The sequence below is a fragment of the Pseudomonas sp. B21-023 genome (assembly GCF_024749165.1).
Lineage (GTDB): Bacteria > Pseudomonadota > Gammaproteobacteria > Pseudomonadales > Pseudomonadaceae > Aquipseudomonas.
The window spans coordinates 1736878-1755809 of sequence record NZ_CP087190.1; the positions used below are offsets into that span (position 1 = coordinate 1736878).

The 18932-nt window shown below is 63.8% G+C and carries 14 protein-coding genes and 6 tRNA genes; 16 read left to right on the plus strand and 4 right to left on the minus strand.

Annotation, left to right across the window (positions count from 1 at the left end; genetic code table 11):
* Positions 1 to 159 precede the first annotated feature (159 nt).
* Both LOY42_RS07910 and LOY42_RS07915 read right to left on the minus strand, forming a co-directional pair.
* Complete coding sequence (locus LOY42_RS07910; RefSeq protein WP_173862485.1) at positions 160 to 1650, minus strand: MDR family MFS transporter; 1491 nt, start codon at positions 1648 to 1650, stop codon at positions 160 to 162.
* A gap of 49 nt (positions 1651 to 1699) precedes the next feature.
* A complete protein-coding gene (locus LOY42_RS07915; RefSeq protein WP_139673245.1) occupies positions 1700 to 2755 on the minus strand; it encodes an HlyD family secretion protein in 1056 nt (351 codons plus the stop codon).
* Positions 2756 to 2896: 141 nt separating this feature from the next.
* On the opposite strand from LOY42_RS07915, the gene gltX reads away from it, so the two are divergent.
* The 12 genes from gltX to LOY42_RS07975 all read left to right on the plus strand — a co-directional run bounded on the left by gltX (position 2897) and on the right by LOY42_RS07975 (position 9049).
* Complete coding sequence (gene gltX, locus LOY42_RS07920) at positions 2897 to 4378, plus strand: glutamate--tRNA ligase (protein ID WP_046854712.1); 1482 nt, start codon at positions 2897 to 2899, stop codon at positions 4376 to 4378.
* Between the two features lie 292 nt (positions 4379 to 4670).
* Positions 4671 to 4746: transfer RNA gene (locus LOY42_RS07925), tRNA-Ala, on the plus strand.
* Between the two features lie 72 nt (positions 4747 to 4818).
* Positions 4819 to 4894, plus strand: a tRNA-Glu gene (locus LOY42_RS07930).
* 53 nt (positions 4895 to 4947) lie between these two features.
* Positions 4948 to 5023, plus strand: a tRNA-Ala gene (locus tag LOY42_RS07935).
* A gap of 42 nt (positions 5024 to 5065) precedes the next feature.
* Positions 5066 to 5141, plus strand: a tRNA-Glu gene (locus tag LOY42_RS07940).
* Between the two features lie 67 nt (positions 5142 to 5208).
* Positions 5209 to 5284 (plus strand) — tRNA-Ala (locus LOY42_RS07945).
* A 42-nt stretch (positions 5285 to 5326) separates the two neighbouring features.
* A tRNA-Glu gene (locus tag LOY42_RS07950) sits at positions 5327 to 5402 on the plus strand.
* 172 nt (positions 5403 to 5574) lie between these two features.
* On the plus strand, positions 5575 to 6114 hold the full coding sequence (locus LOY42_RS07955; RefSeq protein WP_102685389.1) for a TetR/AcrR family transcriptional regulator: 540 nt from the start codon (positions 5575 to 5577) through the stop codon (positions 6112 to 6114).
* Between the two features lie 24 nt (positions 6115 to 6138).
* Complete coding sequence (locus tag LOY42_RS07960) at positions 6139 to 6972, plus strand: alpha/beta fold hydrolase (protein ID WP_102685390.1); 834 nt, start codon at positions 6139 to 6141, stop codon at positions 6970 to 6972.
* 44 nt (positions 6973 to 7016) lie between these two features.
* Positions 7017 to 7451, plus strand: a complete 435-nt coding sequence (locus LOY42_RS07965) for a thioesterase family protein (protein ID WP_102685391.1) — start codon at positions 7017 to 7019, stop codon at positions 7449 to 7451.
* Between the two features lie 52 nt (positions 7452 to 7503).
* Entirely contained in the window at positions 7504 to 8475 is a 972-nt protein-coding gene (locus LOY42_RS07970) for a tRNA-dihydrouridine synthase (protein WP_139669637.1), read from the plus strand.
* 130 nt (positions 8476 to 8605) lie between these two features.
* Positions 8606 to 9049 carry an Hsp20 family protein gene (locus LOY42_RS07975; protein WP_031315058.1) on the plus strand — a complete coding sequence of 148 codons (444 nt, stop codon included), beginning with the start codon at positions 8606 to 8608 and terminating at the stop codon, positions 9047 to 9049.
* A 75-nt stretch (positions 9050 to 9124) separates the two neighbouring features.
* Here LOY42_RS07975 and LOY42_RS07980 read toward each other — a convergent pair whose 3' ends face one another.
* Entirely contained in the window at positions 9125 to 12421 is a 3297-nt protein-coding gene (locus LOY42_RS07980) for a PAS domain S-box protein (protein ID WP_258600209.1), read from the minus strand.
* A gap of 62 nt (positions 12422 to 12483) precedes the next feature.
* Positions 12484 to 13362, minus strand: a complete 879-nt coding sequence (locus LOY42_RS07985; protein ID WP_139669641.1) for a LysR family transcriptional regulator — start codon at positions 13360 to 13362, stop codon at positions 12484 to 12486.
* A gap of 130 nt (positions 13363 to 13492) precedes the next feature.
* On the opposite strand from LOY42_RS07985, the gene leuC reads away from it, so the two are divergent.
* The 4 genes from leuC (at position 13493) to asd (ending at position 17919) form a co-directional block, all read left to right on the plus strand.
* A complete protein-coding gene (gene leuC / locus LOY42_RS07990; RefSeq protein ID WP_139669643.1) occupies positions 13493 to 14926 on the plus strand; it encodes a 3-isopropylmalate dehydratase large subunit in 1434 nt (477 codons plus the stop codon).
* Entirely contained in the window at positions 14923 to 15564 is a 642-nt protein-coding gene (gene leuD, locus LOY42_RS07995; RefSeq protein ID WP_110704150.1) for a 3-isopropylmalate dehydratase small subunit, read from the plus strand. The genes leuC and leuD overlap by 4 nt, the downstream gene beginning before the upstream one ends.
* 96 nt (positions 15565 to 15660) lie before the next feature.
* Complete coding sequence (gene leuB / locus LOY42_RS08000) at positions 15661 to 16743, plus strand: 3-isopropylmalate dehydrogenase (RefSeq protein ID WP_139669645.1); 1083 nt, start codon at positions 15661 to 15663, stop codon at positions 16741 to 16743.
* Positions 16744 to 16806: 63 nt separating this feature from the next.
* A complete protein-coding gene (asd, locus tag LOY42_RS08005) occupies positions 16807 to 17919 on the plus strand; it encodes an aspartate-semialdehyde dehydrogenase (RefSeq protein ID WP_023630514.1) in 1113 nt (370 codons plus the stop codon).
* Positions 17920 to 18932: the final 1013 nt, after the last annotated feature.

Genomic DNA, 18932 nt, shown 5'->3' on the forward strand with positions numbered 1-18932 from the left:
GATCAGGGTGTTATCTCTGTGGGAGACAGGGGCCGCTTCGCAGCCCATTCGCCGGCAAGCCGGCTCCCACAGGGTTTGCGCAAGTTTGGGTAAATACCTTGAAATCGACGCGGTCGGTGTGGGAGCCGGCTTGCCGGCGATGGGGCGGGTAGCGCCCCCTCAATGTGCTTCCCCGGCCTTCAACCCCTGTGGCAGCTTGCGCGTCAACAGCACTGCCAGCATGCTCACCACCAGGCCGACGCCGACAAAGTGGAAGGCATCGTTGTAGGCCATGATCAAGGCCTGCTGGTGGGTGATCTCGGACAGTTTGCCCAGTGCCGCATTGTCGCTGCCCAGGCGTTCGGCCAGTTGCGCCAGGCGTTCGGCGACCTGCGGATTGTTCGGCACCACCGCCTCGCGCAAATAGTCGAAGTACACCTTGGTCCGCGCATCCAGTAGCGTCGCCAGCAGGGCGATGCCGATGGCGCCTCCCAGGTTGCGCAGGATATTGAACAGGCTCGAAGCCGACCCTGCGTCCTGCGGCTGGATGTAGGCGGTGGCGATCAGCGAGATGGTCACCATGATCATCGGCTGGCCGAGGGCGCGGATCACCTGGATCTGGTTGAACTGCGGGCCGGCAAAATCCGGGTTGAGCACGCCGGAGCCGAAACTGGCCGCGCCGAACAGGCAGAAGCCCAGGGCGCACAGCACCTTCGGCGGGATCACCTTCATCAGTTGCGGTACCAGCGGGATCAGGAACAGCTGCGGTACGCCCATCCACATGATCACCTTGCCGATCTGCAGGGCGTTATAGCCCTGCACCTGCGCCAGGTAGAGCGGCAGCAGGTAGATCGAGCCATATAGGCCGACACCCATGCCCAGGCTGGCGATGCTCGACAGGCCGAAGTTGCGGTTGCCGAGGATGCGCAGGTTGATCAACGGGTGCGGCCGGGAGAACTGCAGGATCACGAACAGGATCAGGGCGAGCAGGGCGACGGTGCCCAGGCTGACGATCAGGCCCGACTCCAGCCAGTCCTTGCGATGGCCTTCCTCGAGAAACACCTGCAGGCAACCCAGGCCCAGGCCGAGGGTGACGATGCCGGCGTAGTCGGTGCTCTTGAGCAGCTCCCAGTGGGCTTCCTTCTTCTCCAGCCCGTAGAGCAGCCCGGCGATCATCAGCAGCCCCGGCGGGATGTTGATGTAGAAGATGTATTCCCAGCCCCAGTTCTCGGTCAGCCAGCCGCCCAGGGCCGGGCCGATGGACGGGGCGAAGGTGGCGGTCATGGCGAACATGGCCATGCCCTTGGCGCGGTGGTGCTCGGGCAGTTTGATGAGCGTCAGGGTGAAGGCCAGCGGGATCAGCGCGCCGCCGGTGAAGCCCTGCAGGGCGCGGAACACGATCATGCTCTCTAGGTTCCAGGCCATCGAGCACAGCAGTGACGACAGCAGAAAGCCCAGCGACACCCACACCGCCAGGCGTCGGGCCGAGAGCAGCTGCACCAACCAGGCGGTCAGCGGGATCATGATGATCTCGGCCACCAAGTAGGAGGTGGAGATCCACGAGCCTTCCTCCAGGGTCGCCGACAGCGCGCCCTGGATGTCCTTGAGCGAGGAGTTGGTGATCTGGATGTCCAGCACCGCCATGAAGGCGCCGAGCATCACGCTCATCACCGCGATCCAGTCGCGCCGGGTCGGCTCGGCGGTGGGGCGCAGCAGCGCGTCACCGGCCATGCTGGTCGTCGTCTTCGCCACGCAGGTCGACGGTGACGGTAACCGACATGCCTGGACGGATGCGACCGTGCAGGGGGTTGTCCGCGGCGAAGGTCAGCTTGACCGGAAGGCGCTGTACGACCTTGGTGAAGTTGCCGGTGGCGTTGTCCGGCGGCAGCAGGCTGAACTGCGCGCCGGAGGCGGCGAACAGGCTGTCGATACGGCCTTCGACCGGTGTATCGGGGTAGCTGTCGAACACCAGCTCGGCGCGTTGCCCGGGGTGCATCCTGCCGATCTGGGTTTCCTTGAAGTTGGCCTGTACCCAGATGTCTTCGTCGGGGACGATAGACAGCAGGTAGGCGCCGGCCTGCACCACCTGGCCGTTGCGTGCGTTGCGCTGGCCGATGGTGCCGCTGATCGGCGCGTGGATCGCGCAGCGGGTCAGGTTCAGCTCGGCCTGGGCCAGGTCGGCGTGGGCATTGGCGATCTGCGCGTCGAGGCGCTTGAGTTCGGCGGCCAGGGCGTCGACCTGTTGGCGCTGGCCCTTGAGGTCGGCCTGGGCCTTGTCCACCTGGGAGCGGGCGACATGGCTTTCGGCCGACAGGGTTGTCACTCGCTCTTCGGAGACGAACCCAGGTTTGCGCAGGGCCTGGGCGCGGTTGAGGTCCAGTTGCGAGCGGTCGAGGGTGGCCTGGTTGGCGGCAACCTGGGCCTGGCCCGCCGCGATCAGGCTGCCTTGCTGGGTCAGGCGGCTGCGCGCCTGGGCGAGTTCGGCTTCCCGGCTGGCCAGGGCGGCGCGAGCACGCTCGACGGCCAGCTCGAAGTCGGCGGCCTCCAGGCGCACCAGCACGTCGCCTTTGCTCACGTGCTGGTTGTCCTCGACGCGCACCTCGTCGATACGCGCCCCCAGCTGGCTGGAGATACGCGTGATCTCGCCCTGCACATAGGCGTTGTCGGTGCTCTCGTAGAAGCGTCCCTTGAAGTACCAGTGGGCCAGGAAGGCGAGGCCGACCAGCAGCACCAGGGTGATGAAGACCAGCAAGCGACGTTTCAGTGGGCTAGGCATGGGGGCATTCATTGCAAAAGTGTAAGTAAATTTAACAGCGGCCGATGGCAAGGTCACAAGTGACGATAGCGCCATTGCTGGAGCCCGATGCCCGCTCCCTGCTAACATCGCGCCTTTGTTTCTCTTCGTTCGAGACTCTCAATGACCACCGTTCGCACGCGTATTGCGCCATCGCCCACCGGCGACCCCCATGTCGGCACCGCCTACATCGCCCTGTTCAACTACTGCTTCGCCAAGCAGCATGGCGGTGAGTTCATCCTGCGTATCGAAGACACCGACCAGTTGCGCTCCACCCGTGAGTCGGAGCAGCAGATCTTCGACGCACTGCGCTGGCTCGGCATCGAATGGAACGAAGGCCCGGACGTCGGCGGCCCGCATGGCCCGTACCGGCAGAGCGAGCGCGGCGAGATCTACGCCAGATATGCCAAGGAGCTGGTCGATGCAGGCCATGCCTTCTACTGCTTCTGCACCGCCGAAGAGCTGGAGCAGATGCGTGCCGAGCAGATGGCTCGCGGCGAAACCCCGCGCTATGACGGCCGCGCGCTGCTGCTGAGCGACGAGGAAGTGCAGCGCCGTCTGGCCGCTGGCGAGCCCCACGTGATTCGCATGAAGGTGCCGAGCGAAGGCATCTGCGTGGTCCCGGACATGCTGCGTGGCGATGTCGAGATTCCATGGGATCGCATGGACATGCAGGTGCTGATGAAGAACGACGGCCTGCCGACGTACTTCCTGGCCAATGTGGTCGACGACCACCTGATGGGCATCACCCATGTGCTGCGTGGTGAAGAGTGGCTGCCATCGGCGCCCAAGCTGATCAAGCTGTACGAGTACTTCGGCTGGGAGCAGCCCAAGCTGTGCTACATGCCGCTGCTGCGCAACCCGGACAAGAGCAAGCTGTCCAAGCGCAAGAACCCGACCTCGGTGACCTTCTACGAGCGCATGGGCTTCATGCCCGAAGCCATGCTCAACTACTTGGGGCGCATGGGCTGGTCGATGCCGGACGAGCGCGAGAAGTTCTCGCTGGCCGAGATGGTCGAGCACTTCGACCTGTCGCGCATCTCTCTGGGCGGGCCGATTTTCGATATCGAGAAACTGTCGTGGCTCAACGGCCAATGGCTGCGTGAACTGCCGGTGGAAGAGTTCGCCGCGCGCGTGCAGAAGTGGGCGTTCAACAGCGACTACATGATGAAGATCGCCCCGCATGTTCAGGGGCGGGTCGAAACCTTCAGCCAGGTTGCCCCGCTGGGTGGCTTCTTCTTTGAAGGCGCACTGAAGCTCGATGCCAAGCTGTTCGAGAGCAAGAAACTGTCGGCCGACCAGGTACGCCAGGTGATGCAGCTGATCCTGTGGAAGCTGGAAAGCCTGCGCCAGTGGGAAAAGGACCGCATCACCGCCTGCATCCAGGCCGTGGTCGAGTCGCTGGAGCTCAAGTTGCGCGACGCCATGCCGCTGATGTTCGCCGCCATCACCGGCCAGGCCAGCTCGGTGTCGGTGCTCGACGCCATGGAAATCCTCGGCCCCGACCTGACCCGCTACCGTCTGCGCCAGGCCATCGACCTGCTCGGCGGCGTGTCGAAGAAGGAAAACAAGGAGTGGGAAAAGCTGCTGGCGAACATCGCCTGATTGCTTTCCAGCCACGTGGGAGCGGCGATGCGGCGACCCGATTTGCCCCGCGATTGCGATGTCGGATTCATGACCGCCATCGCGGGGCAAGCCCGCTCCCACGGGCCGCACTCCTCGCAGAGGGGCAGGGCAGGGCGGTAAGTGATTGTTATCTGTGAAAAAATTTTTGAATATTTTCGAAAATTCGTTTGACAGCCTTGCAATCCGATCTTAATATGCGCCCCGTCCACAGCGATGAACGAAAACGAAACGCCAGGCACCCAGCCAGCGCTTCGGTTCAAAGCGACATTGTGGGGCTATAGCTCAGCTGGGAGAGCGCCTGCATGGCATGCAGGAGGTCAGCGGTTCGATCCCGCTTAGCTCCACCAAATTCCGCTTGATGGCCAAGGCCGTCAGGCAAGACCGGTTCCAGCGAACGGGTCTTGAAGGTAAGAAGGTTCGTCCCCTTCGTCTAGTGGCCTAGGACACCGCCCTTTCACGGCGGTAACAGGGGTTCGAGTCCCCTAGGGGACGCCAGTTTTGCACAAGCGATGTTGCATGATGTCGCTGGGCCGAGAGGCTAGAAATCCGGGGCTATAGCTCAGCTGGGAGAGCGCCTGCATGGCATGCAGGAGGTCAGCGGTTCGATCCCGCTTAGCTCCACCAATTTTGCCGCGATTCGCGAGAGCGGATCGGCACGAAGGTTACGTCCCCTTCGTCTAGTGGCCTAGGACACCGCCCTTTCACGGCGGTAACAGGGGTTCGAGTCCCCTAGGGGACGCCACTTTTACCCGCGTTTTGCGGGAGTTGAAAGGCTCATCATCCAGATCGATGAGTCTTTTGTTTTACTCGGGGCTATAGCTCAGCTGGGAGAGCGCCTGCATGGCATGCAGGAGGTCAGCGGTTCGATCCCGCTTAGCTCCACCAATTCGCCACGATTCGCAACAGCGGGTCGGCACGAAGGTTAAAGTCCCCTTCGTCTAGTGGCCTAGGACACCGCCCTTTCACGGCGGTAACAGGGGTTCGAGTCCCCTAGGGGACGCCAATTTTTTACCTGCGTTTTGCAGGACTTATAAGGCTCATTCGCTTATTGAATGGGCCTTTTGTTTTTTCCGCTCTCCGAAAAAGTCCAGCTGTGCCGATCAATGGCCACAGATTCCGCTTGCCAGAAAATATTATGAGCATAATATGTTAATCATAATATTTAGAGGTGAGCCATGAGCGACAAGAAGAGCAAGACCCGCCAACGCATCCTCGATGCGGCGCGCAGCGCACTGGTCCAGCAGGGACCGGCCGATCCGAGCGTCAGCCAGGTCATGGGCGCCGCGGGGCTGACGGTCGGCGGCTTCTATGCCCACTTCGACAGCAAGGACGAGCTCATGCTCGAAGCCTTCAGCCAGCTGCTAGCCGAACGCCGTGCCTTGCTCGCCCAGCTTGATCCAGCCCTTGACGGTACTGAGCGGCGTGCCTTGGTCGCGGCCTTCTACCTGTCGCGCAAGCACCGCGATGCCGAGGTGCAGGCCTGCCCGATTCCCAATGCGCTGAGCGAAATGCAGCGCCTGCCGGACGCCTTCCGTGACGTGCTGGCCGAACACATCGAGCTGATGACCGCGCAAATGGTCGACCGCCCCGAGGACATCGACAAGGCTCTCGCCGATTTCGCCCTGATGGTTGGCGGCCTCGCCGTGGCCCGCGCCCTGGGCGATGGCGAGCTGTCCGACCGGATACTGCGTGCCGCCAAGTCGGCGGTGATCTGAGCAACCTGACCCTGGAGCAAGGCGATGACTACCCTGAGCTGGATTCGTGGCGTCAATGGCACCCTCGGCCACCTGGCCCCTGAACATGTTGCCGGCAAGATGCGCCGCGCCTTCATGACCCCGCGCAACCTGCCGCCCAAGCCATGGGAACTGCCGCTGCTGGCCAGGGCCGAGCGCATCACCTTGCGCTTCGGGTTGTCGGCATTGCGCTGGGGGCAGGGGCCGACGGTATTGCTGATGCATGGCTGGGAAGGTCGCCCCACCCAGTTCGCGGCACTGATCGAGCGGCTGGTGGACAGCGGCCATACCGTGGTGTCGCTGGAAGGGCCGGCACACGGGCGCTCGCCGGGCGAGCAAGCGCATGTGGTGGCGTTTGCCCGCGCGTTGCTCGAGGCCGCCGCCGAACTGCCGCCACTGCGCGCGGTGATCGGACACTCGATGGGGGGCGCAAGCCTGTTGCTGGCGCTGCAGTGGGGGCTGCGCACCGATGCGGCGGTGAGTATTGCCGCCCCGGCCCGCTTGCTCGGCGTGCTGCGGGGCTTTGCCCGGCGGCTTGGGTTGCCGGCCCGTGCCCGAGCGGCGTTTATCCGCCAGGTGGAGCGCGATGTCGGCGTCCAGGTGGCGCGCCTGGATGTCAGTGCCTATCAACTGGATGTGCCGGGCCTGGTGGTGCATGCCGAGGACGATCCCGTAGTGCTCGCCAGCGAGGCACCGCTGATTCACCAGGCTTGGTTCGATAGCCGCCTGCTGCTGCTCGAGGAGGGCGGCCATCAGCGGGTGCTAGCCGATCCGCGCCTGGGCCAGGCGGTGATCGAGCTGCTCGCACGCTCCACCGAGCGGGCGCGGCAAAGCGCCTGAGCATCCGGTACACTCTGCCCGTTCACTGAAAATCAGGAGCAGGCATGAGCTGGGATCTGGCGGCACCATTCATCATCGACCTTCGCGTTGGCAACGAGGATATCGACGGCCTCGGCCACGCCAACAACGCCGTCTACGTCACCTGGCTGGAGCGCTGCGCCTGGCGCCACTCCCAGCGCCTGGGGCTGGACCTGGCCGAGTATCGCCGGCTGGACCGGGCGATGGCGGTGGTCCGCCATGAGATCGACTACCTCGCCGCCGCCTATGAGGACGACGAGCTGCAACTGGCCACCTGGATCATCGACTGGGACCAGCGCCTGCGCATGACCCGGCGCTTCCAGCTCAAGCGCCCGAGCGACGGCGTGACCTTGCTGCGGGCGCAGACGACCTTTGCCTGCATCGAGCTGTCCAGCGGCAAGCCCAGGCGCATGCCGGCGGAATTCATCGACGGCTACGGCCCGGCGCTGACCGGCAGCTGACGGCTGGCGGAAGTTTGCTAGACTGCCGCCTTTTTCATGGCGAGACCCTGAAATGCAAATTGCCCTGGCCCCCATGGAGGGGCTGGTCGACAACATCCTGCGCGACGTCCTGACCCGTGTGGGTGGTATCGATTGGTGCGTCACCGAATTCATTCGTGTCTGCGACCGCCTGCTGCCGGCCTCTTCGTTCGAAAAGCTGGCGCCGGAGCTGCGCCAGGGCGCCCGCACCGCCGCCGGGGTGCCGATGCGTGTGCAATTGCTCGGCTCCGACCCGGTATGTCTGGCCGAGAACGCGGCGCTGGCCTGCGAGCTTGGCGCGCCGGTGATCGACCTGAACTTCGGCTGCCCGGCCAAGACCGTCAACAAGTCGCGGGGCGGGGCGGTGCTGCTCAAGGAGCCGGAGCTGTTGCATGCCATCGTCCGCGAAGTACGCCGAGCGGTGCCGGCGCATATCCCGGTGACCTCGAAGATGCGCCTGGGCTACGACAGCCCCGACGGCGCGCTGGACTGCGCCACGGCACTGGCCGAGGGCGGCTCGGCACACCTGGTGGTGCATGCGCGGACCAAGGTAGAGGGCTACAAGCCGCCGGCCCACTGGGAATGGGTGGCGCGGGTGCAGGATGTGGTCAAGGTGCCAGTGTTCGCCAATGGCGAGATCTGGACCGTCGATGACTGGCGGCGTTGTCGCGAGGTCAGCGGTGCGAAAGACATCATGCTGGGGCGTGGGCTGGTGTCGCGCCCGGACCTGGCCCTGCAGATCGCTGCGGCCCGCGATGGCGTCGAGTACCAGCCGATGAGCTGGGAAGAACTGCTGCCGCTGCTGCGCGAGTTCTGGCGCCAGGCCCAGGACAAGCTGTCGCCACGCTACGCCCCGGGGCGGATGAAACAGTGGCTGGCGATGCTGACCCGCGGCTACCCCGAAGCGGTGACGCTGTTTGCCGAGCTACGTCGTGAGGATGACTGTCAGCGGATCAGCCGGTTGCTGGGGATGGAAATCCACGCTGTCGAGGCTTGTGTTGCCTGAGCCGGCTTGGTCGCAAATTTTTTCATGCCAGCCCTTGAAAGCTCTTCGCCAGGACATATCTCTTGAGTACGCGATGCCGAAGTCGGGTCGCGTAGTGACTTAACTTGCTGAATCTCAGGAGTTCATGACCATGACTACCGCTTTCTCTCTCGCACCACTTTTCCGCAACTCCGTCGGTTTCGACCGCTTCAACGACCTGTTCGAAGCCGCCGCCCGTAACGAGGCGGGTAGCAGCTACCCACCCTACAACGTGGAAAAGCATGGCGATGACCACTACCGCATCGTGGTCGCCGCCGCCGGCTTCCAAGAGCAGGACCTCGACCTGCAGGTCGAAAAAGGCGTTCTCACCGTGACCGGCGGCAAGCGCGACGGCAGCAGCGAAGGCGTCACCTTCCTGCACCAGGGCATCGCCCAGCGCGCCTTCAAGCTGTCGTTCCGCCTGGCCGACCACATCGAGGTCAAGGGCGCGGGCCTGGCCAATGGCCTGCTCAGCATCGAACTGCTGCGCATCGTGCCGGAAGAAGCCAAGGCCAAGCGTATCCCGATCAACGGCGACAAACCGGCGTTGAACTGATTTCAGCGCAGTGAAGAAAGGGCACCTTCGGGTGCCCTTTTTGCATTCTGCGGCGCCTCCAGCCGGGTTTGCGCCTCAGTAATCCGCCGGTGCCTCCAGCAGTATCTGGCGAAACTCCGGTAACGGCAGTGGTCGGCTGTGCAGATAGCCCTGGTACAGATGGCAACCCAGCCGCTCGAGGAACTCCAGTTGCTCGGTCAGTTCCACGCCCTCGGCAATCACCGCCAGCTCCAGGCTGCGGGCCATGGCGACAATGGCGCGGACGATCTCGGCGTCGTTGGGGTCGACCGGTGCGTCGCGTACGAAGGTCTGGTCGATCTTCAACGCATCCACCGGCAGACGCTTTAGGTAGGTGAGCGACGAATAGCCCGTGCCGAAGTCGTCCATGGCGAAGCTGACGCCGTGGTGCTTGAGTTCGCGCATCTTGCTGATGGTGTCCTCGAGGTTCTGGATGACGATGCCTTCGGTGATCTCCAGTGTGAGCATGCGCCGGGGCAGGCGGTAGTCGTCGAGGCTGCGCAGCACCCGCTCGACGAAGTCGTTCTGGCGGAACTGCCGTGGGCTGATGTTGACGCACAGGCTGAAGTCGTCGGCGTCGATCAGCCCGTCTGCGAGCATGCGCGCGCAGGCGTCGCAGGCTTCGTCGAGGATCCAGCTGCCGACCTCGAGGATCAGGCCACTTTCTTCCAGAACCTGGATGAACTGCGCCGGAGGCTGCTGGCCCAGTTGCGGGTGATGCCAGCGCAGCAGGACTTCGGCGCCGACGATACGGTTGTCGCGGGCGTCGACCTGGGGTTGGAAGTGCAGGGCCAGTTCACCGCGGGCCAGGGCCAGGCGCAGGTCGCTCTCCATGCGCAGGCGCTCGCTGGCGGCCTTCTGCATGGTGGTGTGGAACAACTGCGTAGTGTTGCGCCCGGAGTCCTTGGCTCGGTACAGGGCGATGTCGGCACGCTTGAGCAGGTCGGCGGGTGTGGCGCCATGGTCGGGTATCAACGCCACGCCGATGCTCGGCGTGACCTGCAGGCGCTGGCCGTCCAGCGACATCGGTTCGGCCAGCAGCTCGCGCAGGGTGTCGGCCAGTTCGCGAACCTTGTTTTCCACCTGCTCGCGGCTGCCTTCCAGGCCGCTGAGCAGCACCACGAACTCGTCGCCGCCCAACCGCGCCACAGTGTCCTCCAGCCGCACGCTGGCCTCGAGACGGGCAGTAATGATCTTCAGTACCGTGTCGCCCACCGGGTGGCCGAGCGAGTCGTTGATGTGCTTGAAGTGGTCCAGGTCGAGGAACAGCAGGGCGCCGCGCAGGTTGTGGCGCTTGAGCAGGGCGATCTGCTGGCTCAGGCGGTCCATCAGCAGGGCGCGGTTGGGCAGGTTGGTCAGCGGATCGTGGTACGCCAGGTGGCGGATCTGCGCCTGGGCGTTCTTCAGCAGGCTGACATCGCGGGCGGTAAGCAGCAGGCAGTCGGTTTCGTTGAGGCTGATCGGCTCCACCGACACTTCCACGGTAAGGATGTCGCCGCGCTTGTTGCGGCCCAGCATCTCCCGGTGATGCACCCGGCCGCGCTCGTGCAGCTCGTTGAGCAGGGCGGCGCGCTGCTTCTCGTCGGCCCAGATGCCGATTTCGTAGACTGTGCGGCCGACCACCTCTTCGGGGCTGTAGCCGGTCAACCGGCTGAAACCGTCGTTGACCTCCACATAGCGCCCGCTGTGGCGCTCGGTGATGGTGATGGCGTCGGGGCTGGAATGGAACGCCTTGGCGAATTTCTCCTCGCTGGCCTTGAGCGCCGCCTCGGCGCGCTGCTGCTGGGTGATGTCGCGCAGGGTGGTGACGCTGCATGGCTGGCTGTCGACGCTGATCAGGCGGCTGGAGATCACGCAGGTCAGCGGCGTGCCGTTGCGGTGGTTGACCACCACCGCCACATTGCTCAAGGCCTGGTCGCGGATCACCCGTTCGATGCGTTGGGCGCGTTCGGCCGACTCGGCCCACAGGCCGATTTCCTCGGCGGTGTGGCCGAGGATCTGCTCCGGGGCCCAGCCGAAGGTCTGGCTGAACGCCGGGTTGATCTCGATGAACTGGCCACTGTCCTGCCGGGTCACGCAGATCGGGTCGGGGCTGACCTGGAACAGGCTGGCGAACTTTTCCTCCGAGGCCGTCAGGCGCTGCTCGCGCTCCACCTGGTCGGTGATGTCGAGCAGGGTGCCGGCCATACGCAGCGGGTTGCCCTGGTCGTCGCGGTACAGGCGGGCGCGGCTTTCGATGTAGCGCGAGGCGCCGTTGTCGAGTTGCACCCGGTAGGTGATCTGGTAGTTGCCGGCCGGCCCTTCGCGCAGGCTGCGGTAGGCCTGGCGCATGACGCTGCGCTCATGCTCGGGCACACCTTCGAAAAAGGCCTCGAACGATTCGTGGAAGGGCACCGGGTCCAGCCCGTGCAGTTGCGCGGCGCGGGCCGAGCCGTAGAGCATGCCGCTGGGGATGTGCCAGTCCCAGGTACCCAGCTGGGCCGAGTCCAGGGCCAGGTCGAGGCGCTCCTGACTGTCCTTGAGCGCCTGTTCGGCGCGTTTGCGCTCGGTGGTGTCGACGAAGGTGCTGATCAGGTAGGTGACGCCTTCGAGCTCGATGCCCTGGGTGCAGAGAATGCCATCGTGGATCTTGCCGTTGGTAGCGCGGAACTGCACCTCGAGGGTCAACGGGCCGCTACCTGTGCGGGTGGCGTCCAGCACCTGGTGACGTTGCTCGGGGTTGACCCACAGGCCCAGTTCCACGCTGGTCTTGCCAACCACTTGAGCGCCTGGCCAGCCAAACATGTGCTCGAAATGCTGGTTGACTTCGATGATCAGGCCGTCGTGGCGGCGGGTCAGGAGAATGGCATTGGGGCTGAGATGGAACAGGGTGGCGAAGCGCTTCTCCGAATTGATCAGTGCGGTTTCCCGCTCGCGCTGGCGGGTGATCTCGCGGATCACCCCGATCATCTGCGGCCGGCCATGGGGGTCGTGGGTCAGGCTGCCGTTGATCTCCAGCCAGTGCACGCTGCCATCGGGCCAGCGGATGCGATGGCGCATGGCCTGCTCGACCGGTTCGCCGTTGACCACGGCCTGGAACGCCTGGCGTGCGCGCGCGCGGTCCTCCTCGGGCAGCAGGTCGAGGTAGTCGACGTCGTTGGGCAGCGGGCGTTGCGGGTCGAAGCCGAACAGTGCCTGGGTGCCCCGCGACCAGCTCACCCGGCCACTCTCGATGTCCCACAGCCAGGCGCCCAGGCGTGCGGCGTTGAGCGCGGCCAGCAACTGGGGAGCGTTCTGCCAGGCCTGTTCCGACTCCTGGGGGTCGGCCGCGGGAATACGGGGCAGGCGCGGAAAGCGGTTTGCTGATTTGGGCATCGATACCAGACCTTTGGCGGAAAACGCGTCCTTGTGGAGAGAAATGCCGTGCCTGCGACCGGTCAGGCAGCCCCGGCGTGGCTGTCGAGCAGCGCCATGAAGGCCCTGGCCGCATTCGATAGCGTGCGCTCCGTGTGCAATATGTAGCCTAGCTGGCGTGACAGCTGTATGCCGGGCAGGGCGATGGGCGCAACCTGCTCATCGAGCATAGTACGTGGCAGCACGCTCCAGGCCAGGCCGATCGACACCATCATCTTGATGGTTTCCAGGTAGTTGGTGCTCATGGCGATGTTCGGCACCAGGCCCTGGCTTTCGAACAGGCGCTGGACGATGTGGTGGGTGAAGGTATTGCCGCCGGGAAACACCGCTGGGTGGCGCGCAACGTCGGCCAGGCTGACCCGCTGGTTGCTGGCCAGCGGGTGTTCGGGGGCGGCGACGAAATCCAGGGCGTCGTCCCACACCGCCACGGCCTTGACCAGGTGATGGGGCTCGGGCGCGAGGGTGATGACGGCAATTTCGGCGCGGCCATGGAGGATTTCATCGTAGGCTGCTTCCGAATCGAGGAACTGAATATCCAACGCCACCGAGGGGTACTGTCGAGTAAAAGCCCGTAATAGTGGGGGCAGGCGGTGCAAACCGATGTGATGGCTGGTGGCCAGCGTCAGGCGCCCCGTCACCTCTCCGGTCAAATTGGTCAATGCGCGACGAGTATCATCGAGGACGTTGAGGATCTGATAGGCGCGCGGCAACAGGGCCCGGCCAGCTTCGGTAAGGGTCACTTCACGGCCCAGGCGATCGAACAGGCGTACATCCAGTTGCTGCTCCAGCCCGGCGATGCGTTTGCTGATGGCGGGCTGGGTCAGGAACAGACGTTCGCCGGCTCCGGAAAAGCTCCCGGTTTCGGCAATGGCGATAAAGGCGCTGAGGTTGGCCAGGTCCACGGTTCGAATTCCTGTTGGTTATCCAAAGCATGAAAATTATGAATTTGAGTTATTCAATCTATCGCCCTAGCATCGTCCGTACAAGCCAAGGGGTCTTTGGCATAGAAAGACGCTGATGAGGAACAGTCTGATGGCTGGCAAAACGCTCTACGACAAACTCTGGGAAGCTCATGAGGTCAAGCGCCGCGATGACGGCTCGTCCTTGATCTACATCGATCGCCACATCATCCACGAAGTGACTTCGCCCCAGGCTTTCGAAGGCCTGCGCCTGGCCAGCCGCAAGCCCTGGCGTATCGATGCCAACATCGCCACTCCTGACCACAACGTACCGACCACGCCGGAGCGCAAGGGCGGTATCGAGGCCATCGCCGACCAGGTGTCGCGCCTGCAGGTGCAGACCCTCGATGAGAACTGTGACGAATATGGCATCGTCGAATTCAAGATGAATGACGAGCGTCAGGGTATCGTGCACGTCATCAGTCCGGAGCAGGGCGCGACCCTGCCCGGCATGACCGTGGTCTGCGGCGACTCGCACACTTCCACCCATGGCGCGTTTGGCGCCCTGGCCCATGGCATCGGCACTTCCGAGGTCGAGCATGTGCTCGCCACCCAGTGCCTGGTGGCCAAGAAAATGAAAAACATGCTGGTGCGCGTCGAGGGTCAATTGCCCGCTGGCGTCACCGCCAAGGACATCGTCCTGGCCGTGATCGGCAAGATCGGCACCGCCGGCGGCAATGGCCATGCCATGGAGTTCGCCGGCAGCGCGATCCGCGATTTGTCGATGGAAGGCCGCATGACCATCTGCAACATGTCCATCGAGGCCGGTGCTCGTGTGGGATTGGTCGCGGTCGACGAGACGACCATCAACTACGTCGAGGGTCGTCCCTATGCGCCGAAGGGCGAGCAGTGGACGCAGGCCATCGAGGCCTGGAAAGGATTGGTCTCCGATGGCGACGCCGTGTTCGACACCGTGGTCGAGCTCGACGCAGCACAGATCAAGCCACAAGTCAGCTGGGGCACTTCGCCGGAGATGGTCCTGGCCGTCGACCAGCGCGTGCCGGACCCGGCCGCCGAGCCCGACCTGATCAAGCGCGGCTCGATCGAGCGCGCCCTCAAGTATATGGGCCTGGCCGCCAACCAGGCGATCACCGACATCCAGCTCGACCGCGTGTTCATCGGCTCGTGCACCAACTCGCGCATCGAAGACCTGCGCGCCGCCGCTGAGATCGCCAAGGGCCGCAAGGTCGCCGCCAACGTCAAGCAGGCGCTGGTGGTGCCGGGTTCGGGTCTGGTCAAGGCCCAGGCCGAGCGCGAAGGGCTGGACAAGATTTTCCTCGAGGCCGGCTTCGAGTGGCGTGAACCGGGCTGCTCGATGTGCCTGGCGATGAACCCGGACCGCCTGGAAAGCGGCGAGCACTGCGCGTCCACCTCCAACCGCAACTTCGAAGGCCGCCAGGGCGCCGGTGGCCGTACCCACCTGGTCAGCCCGGCCATGGCCGCCGCCGCCGCGGTGACCGGCCACTTCATCGATGTCCGCGAGTTGATCCAAGGGAGCGCAGCATGAAAGCCTTTACCCAGCACACTGGCCTCGTCGCGCCTTTGGACCGTGCCAACGTCGACACCGACCAGATCATCCCCAAGCAGTTCCTCAAGTCGATCAAGCGCACCGGCTTTGGCCCCAACCTGTTCGACGAGTGGCGCTACCTGGACGTCGGCCAGCCCTACCAGGACAACAGCAAGCGCCCGCTGAACCAGGAGTTCGTGCTCAACCACGCGCGCTACCAGGGGGCCAGCGTGCTGCTGGCGCGGGAGAACTTCGGTTGCGGCTCGAGCCGCGAGCACGCCCCATGGGCGCTCGATGAGTACGGCTTCCGCAGCGTGATCGCGCCGAGCTTCGCCGATATTTTCTTCAACAACAGCTTCAAGAATGGCCTGTTGCCGATCATTCTCGACGCCGCCGAAGTCGACGAGCTGTTCAGGCAAGTCGAGGCCAACCCGGGCTACCAGTTGACCATCGACCTCGACGCCCAGGCCGTGACTCGCCCGGACGGCAAAGTGCTGAAGTTCGAAATCGACGCTTTCCGCAAGCACTGCCTGCTCAATGGCCTGGACGACATCGGCCTGACCCTGCAGGACCGCGACGCGATCAAGGCGTTCGAGGGCAAGCACCGCGCCAGCCAGCCGTGGTTGTTCCGCGATTGATGTGGCAGCGGGCTTGCTCCGCGATCAGCGCCACCGGACACTGAGTTTTATCCGGCGCGCCCGCAAGGCGCGCCGCTCGATTGGATAGAGGAAAGCATGAGCAAGCAGATTCTGATTCTCCCAGGTGATGGTATTGGTCCGGAAATCATGGCCGAAGCGGTCAAGGTGCTGGAGCTGGCCAACGACAAGTTCCAGCTCGGCTTCAGCCTCACCCACGACGTGATCGGTGGCGCGGCCATCGACAAGCACGGCGTGCCGCTGGCCGACGAGACCCTGGCGCGCGCGCGCCAGGCGGACGCCGTGCTGCTGGGCGCCGTGGGCGGCCCGAAGTGGGACAAGATCGAGCGTGACATCCGCCCGGAGCGCGGCTTGCTGAAGATCCGCTCGCAACTGGGCCTGTTCGCCAACCTGCGCCCGGCCATCCTCTATCCGCAACTGGCCGACGCCTCGTCGCTCAAGCCCGAGATCGTCGCCGGCCTGGACATCCTCATCGTCCGCGAGTTGACCGGTGGCATCTACTTCGGTGCACCACGCGGCCAGCGCGAGCTGCAGGGCGGCGAGCGCCAGGCGTACGACACCCTGCCATACAGCGAAAGCGAAGTGCGCCGTATTGCCCGCGTCGGCTTCGACATGGCCCGCGTGCGCGGCAAGAAGCTGTGCTCGGTGGACAAGGCCAACGTCCTGGCTTCCAGTCAGCTGTGGCGTGAAGTGGTCGAGGATGTGGCCAAGGACTACCCGGACGTCGAGTTGAGCCACATGTACGTCGACAACGCCGCCATGCAGTTGGTGCGCGCGCCCAAGCAGTTCGACGTGGTGGTGACCGACAACATGTTCGGCGACATCCTGTCGGATGAGGCTTCCATGCTCACCGGTTCCATCGGCATGCTGCCTTCGGCGTCGCTGGATGCCGACAACAAGGGCATGTACGAGCCGTGCCACGGCTCGGCGCCGGACATCGCCGGGCAGGGCATCGCCAACCCATTGGCAACCATTCTTTCGGTATCGATGATGCTGCGCTACAGCTTCAACCAGTCGGCCGCCGCCGAGGCGATCGAGCAGGCGGTGAGCCTGGTGCTGGACCAGGGCCTGCGCACCGGTGACATCTTCTCCGAAGGTTGCCGCAAGGTCGGTACGCAGGAAATGGGCGACGCAGTAGTCGCAGCGCTGCGGAATCTGTAATCTCTCTGGCCCGCCACCCAAAACTCCCGGTGGCGGCCCACTTTTAGCAAAGGTGTAGTTGCGATGAAACGTGTAGGTCTGATCGGTTGGCGTGGAATGGTCGGTTCCGTGCTCATGCAGCGGATGCTCGAAGAGCAGGACTTCGACCTGATCGAGCCGGTGTTCTTCACCACCTCCAATGTGGGTGGCCAGGGCCCGGCCGTGGGCAAGGACATTGCGCCGCTCAAGGATGCCTACAACATCGAAGAGCTCAAGACCCTCGACGTCATCCTGACCTGCCAGGGCGGCGACTACACCAACGAAGTGTTCCCCAAGCTGCGTGAAGCTGGCTGGCAGGGCTACTGGATCGACGCGGCCTCGTCCCTGCGCATGCAGGATGACGCGGTGATCATCCTCGACCCGGTCAACCGCAAGGTCATCGACCAGCAGCTGGATGCGGGCACCAAGAACTACATCGGCGGCAACTGCACCGTCAGCCTGATGCTGATGGGCCTGGGCGGCCTGTTCGAAGCCGGCCTGGTCGAGTGGATGAGCGCCATGACCTATCAGGCGGCCTCCGGCGCCGGCGCGCAGAACATGCGTGAGTTGATCAAGCAGATGGGCGGTATTCACGCGGCGGTCGCCGATGACTTGGCTAACCCGGCCAGCGCCATCCTCGACATCGACCGCAAGGTGGCCGAGGCCATGCGCGGCGAGGGCTTCCCGACTGACAACTTCGGCGTGCCGCTGGCCGGCAGCCTGATCCCGTGGATCGACAAGGAGCTGCCAAACGGCCAGAGCCGCGAAGAGTGGAAGGCCCAGGCCGAGACCAACAAGATTCTCGGCCGCTTCAAGAGCCCGATTCCGGTCGATGGCATCTGCGTGCGGATTGGCGCCATGCGTTGCCACAGCCAGGCGCTGACCATCAAGCTGAACAAGGACGTGCCGCTGGCGGATATCGAAGGCATGATCAGCCAGCACAACCCTTGGGTGAAGCTGGTGCCTAACCAGCGTGAGATCAGCATGCAGGAGTTGAGCCCTACCCAGGTGACAGGGACCCTGAACGTGCCTGTCGGGCGTTTGCGCAAGCTGAACATGGGGTCGCAGTACCTCGGGGCCTTCACTGTTGGCGACCAGCTGCTGTGGGGGGCTGCGGAGCCGCTGCGGCGGATGTTGCGGATTCTGCTGGAGCGGTGATCTGGGTGGTTTGAGCTTGGGTTTTGAAGAACCCGTGTTGCGAGAGTGATGCGGGTTTTTTTATTGGTGCTAGATTGGTTGTTGGTTGTTGGTTGTTGGTTGTTGGTTGTTGGTTGTTTTGATTTTTTATGCGCATTCATTTGCGATGTCGACGCTTATTCACCTTTCCGCCCTTACGGCGGGTCCCTTTTTGAAGGATCAAAAAGGAACCAAAAAATCCTCGCTCCATTCATCCGGCCCCTACGCTTCGCTCCGGGGTCCCCTCACTCCGGCCTTGCTCCCGGGAGGACCGCGCTGAACGCCCCATCGTGGGGCGCAGCGCTTGACGGGCATCCATGCCCGTCACCTCCCTCCGCAAGGCCTGCGTTCGGCCTCCTGAAGTCGCGAAGTTACGGGCGGCGCCTGCACTAACGCAGCTAGTCGCTAGTTGCCATCGTGGGAACTCTAGATCAACATCGCGGGGCAAGCCCGCTCCCACGATAGTTTAAATACTTCATTCAACGTGGGAGCGGGCTTGCCCCGCGATAGCGTAATGAAGAACAACATAACAGCCACTAAAAAACCAACATATCTGCTCTTGATCTGCTCTTGATCTGCTCTTGATCTGCTCTTGATCTGCTCTTGATCTTGCTTCTAAGCGCGCGATAGTTCAGGCGCCACCAATTGCGACTTCAGGAGGCCGAGTGGAGTTCTTGCGTAGTGGGGCGACGGCCATGGATGGCCGTCGAGCGCTGCGCCCCAGGATGGGGCGTACAGCGCGGTACCCACGGGAGCAAGAACGGAGCGAGGGAACCCCGGAGCGAAGCGTAGGGGCCGTATGAACGGAGCCGAACGGTTTTGCCTACTTTTCCCACGAGAAAAGTAGGCCGCCGTAATGGCGGAAGGGTGATAATGCGTCGACATCGCCAATGAATGCGCATAAATAAATCAAAACCCACACTCTTGAACCCGAACCCGAACCCGAACCCGAACCCGAACCCGAACCCGAACCCGAACCCGAACCCACCCCCTAC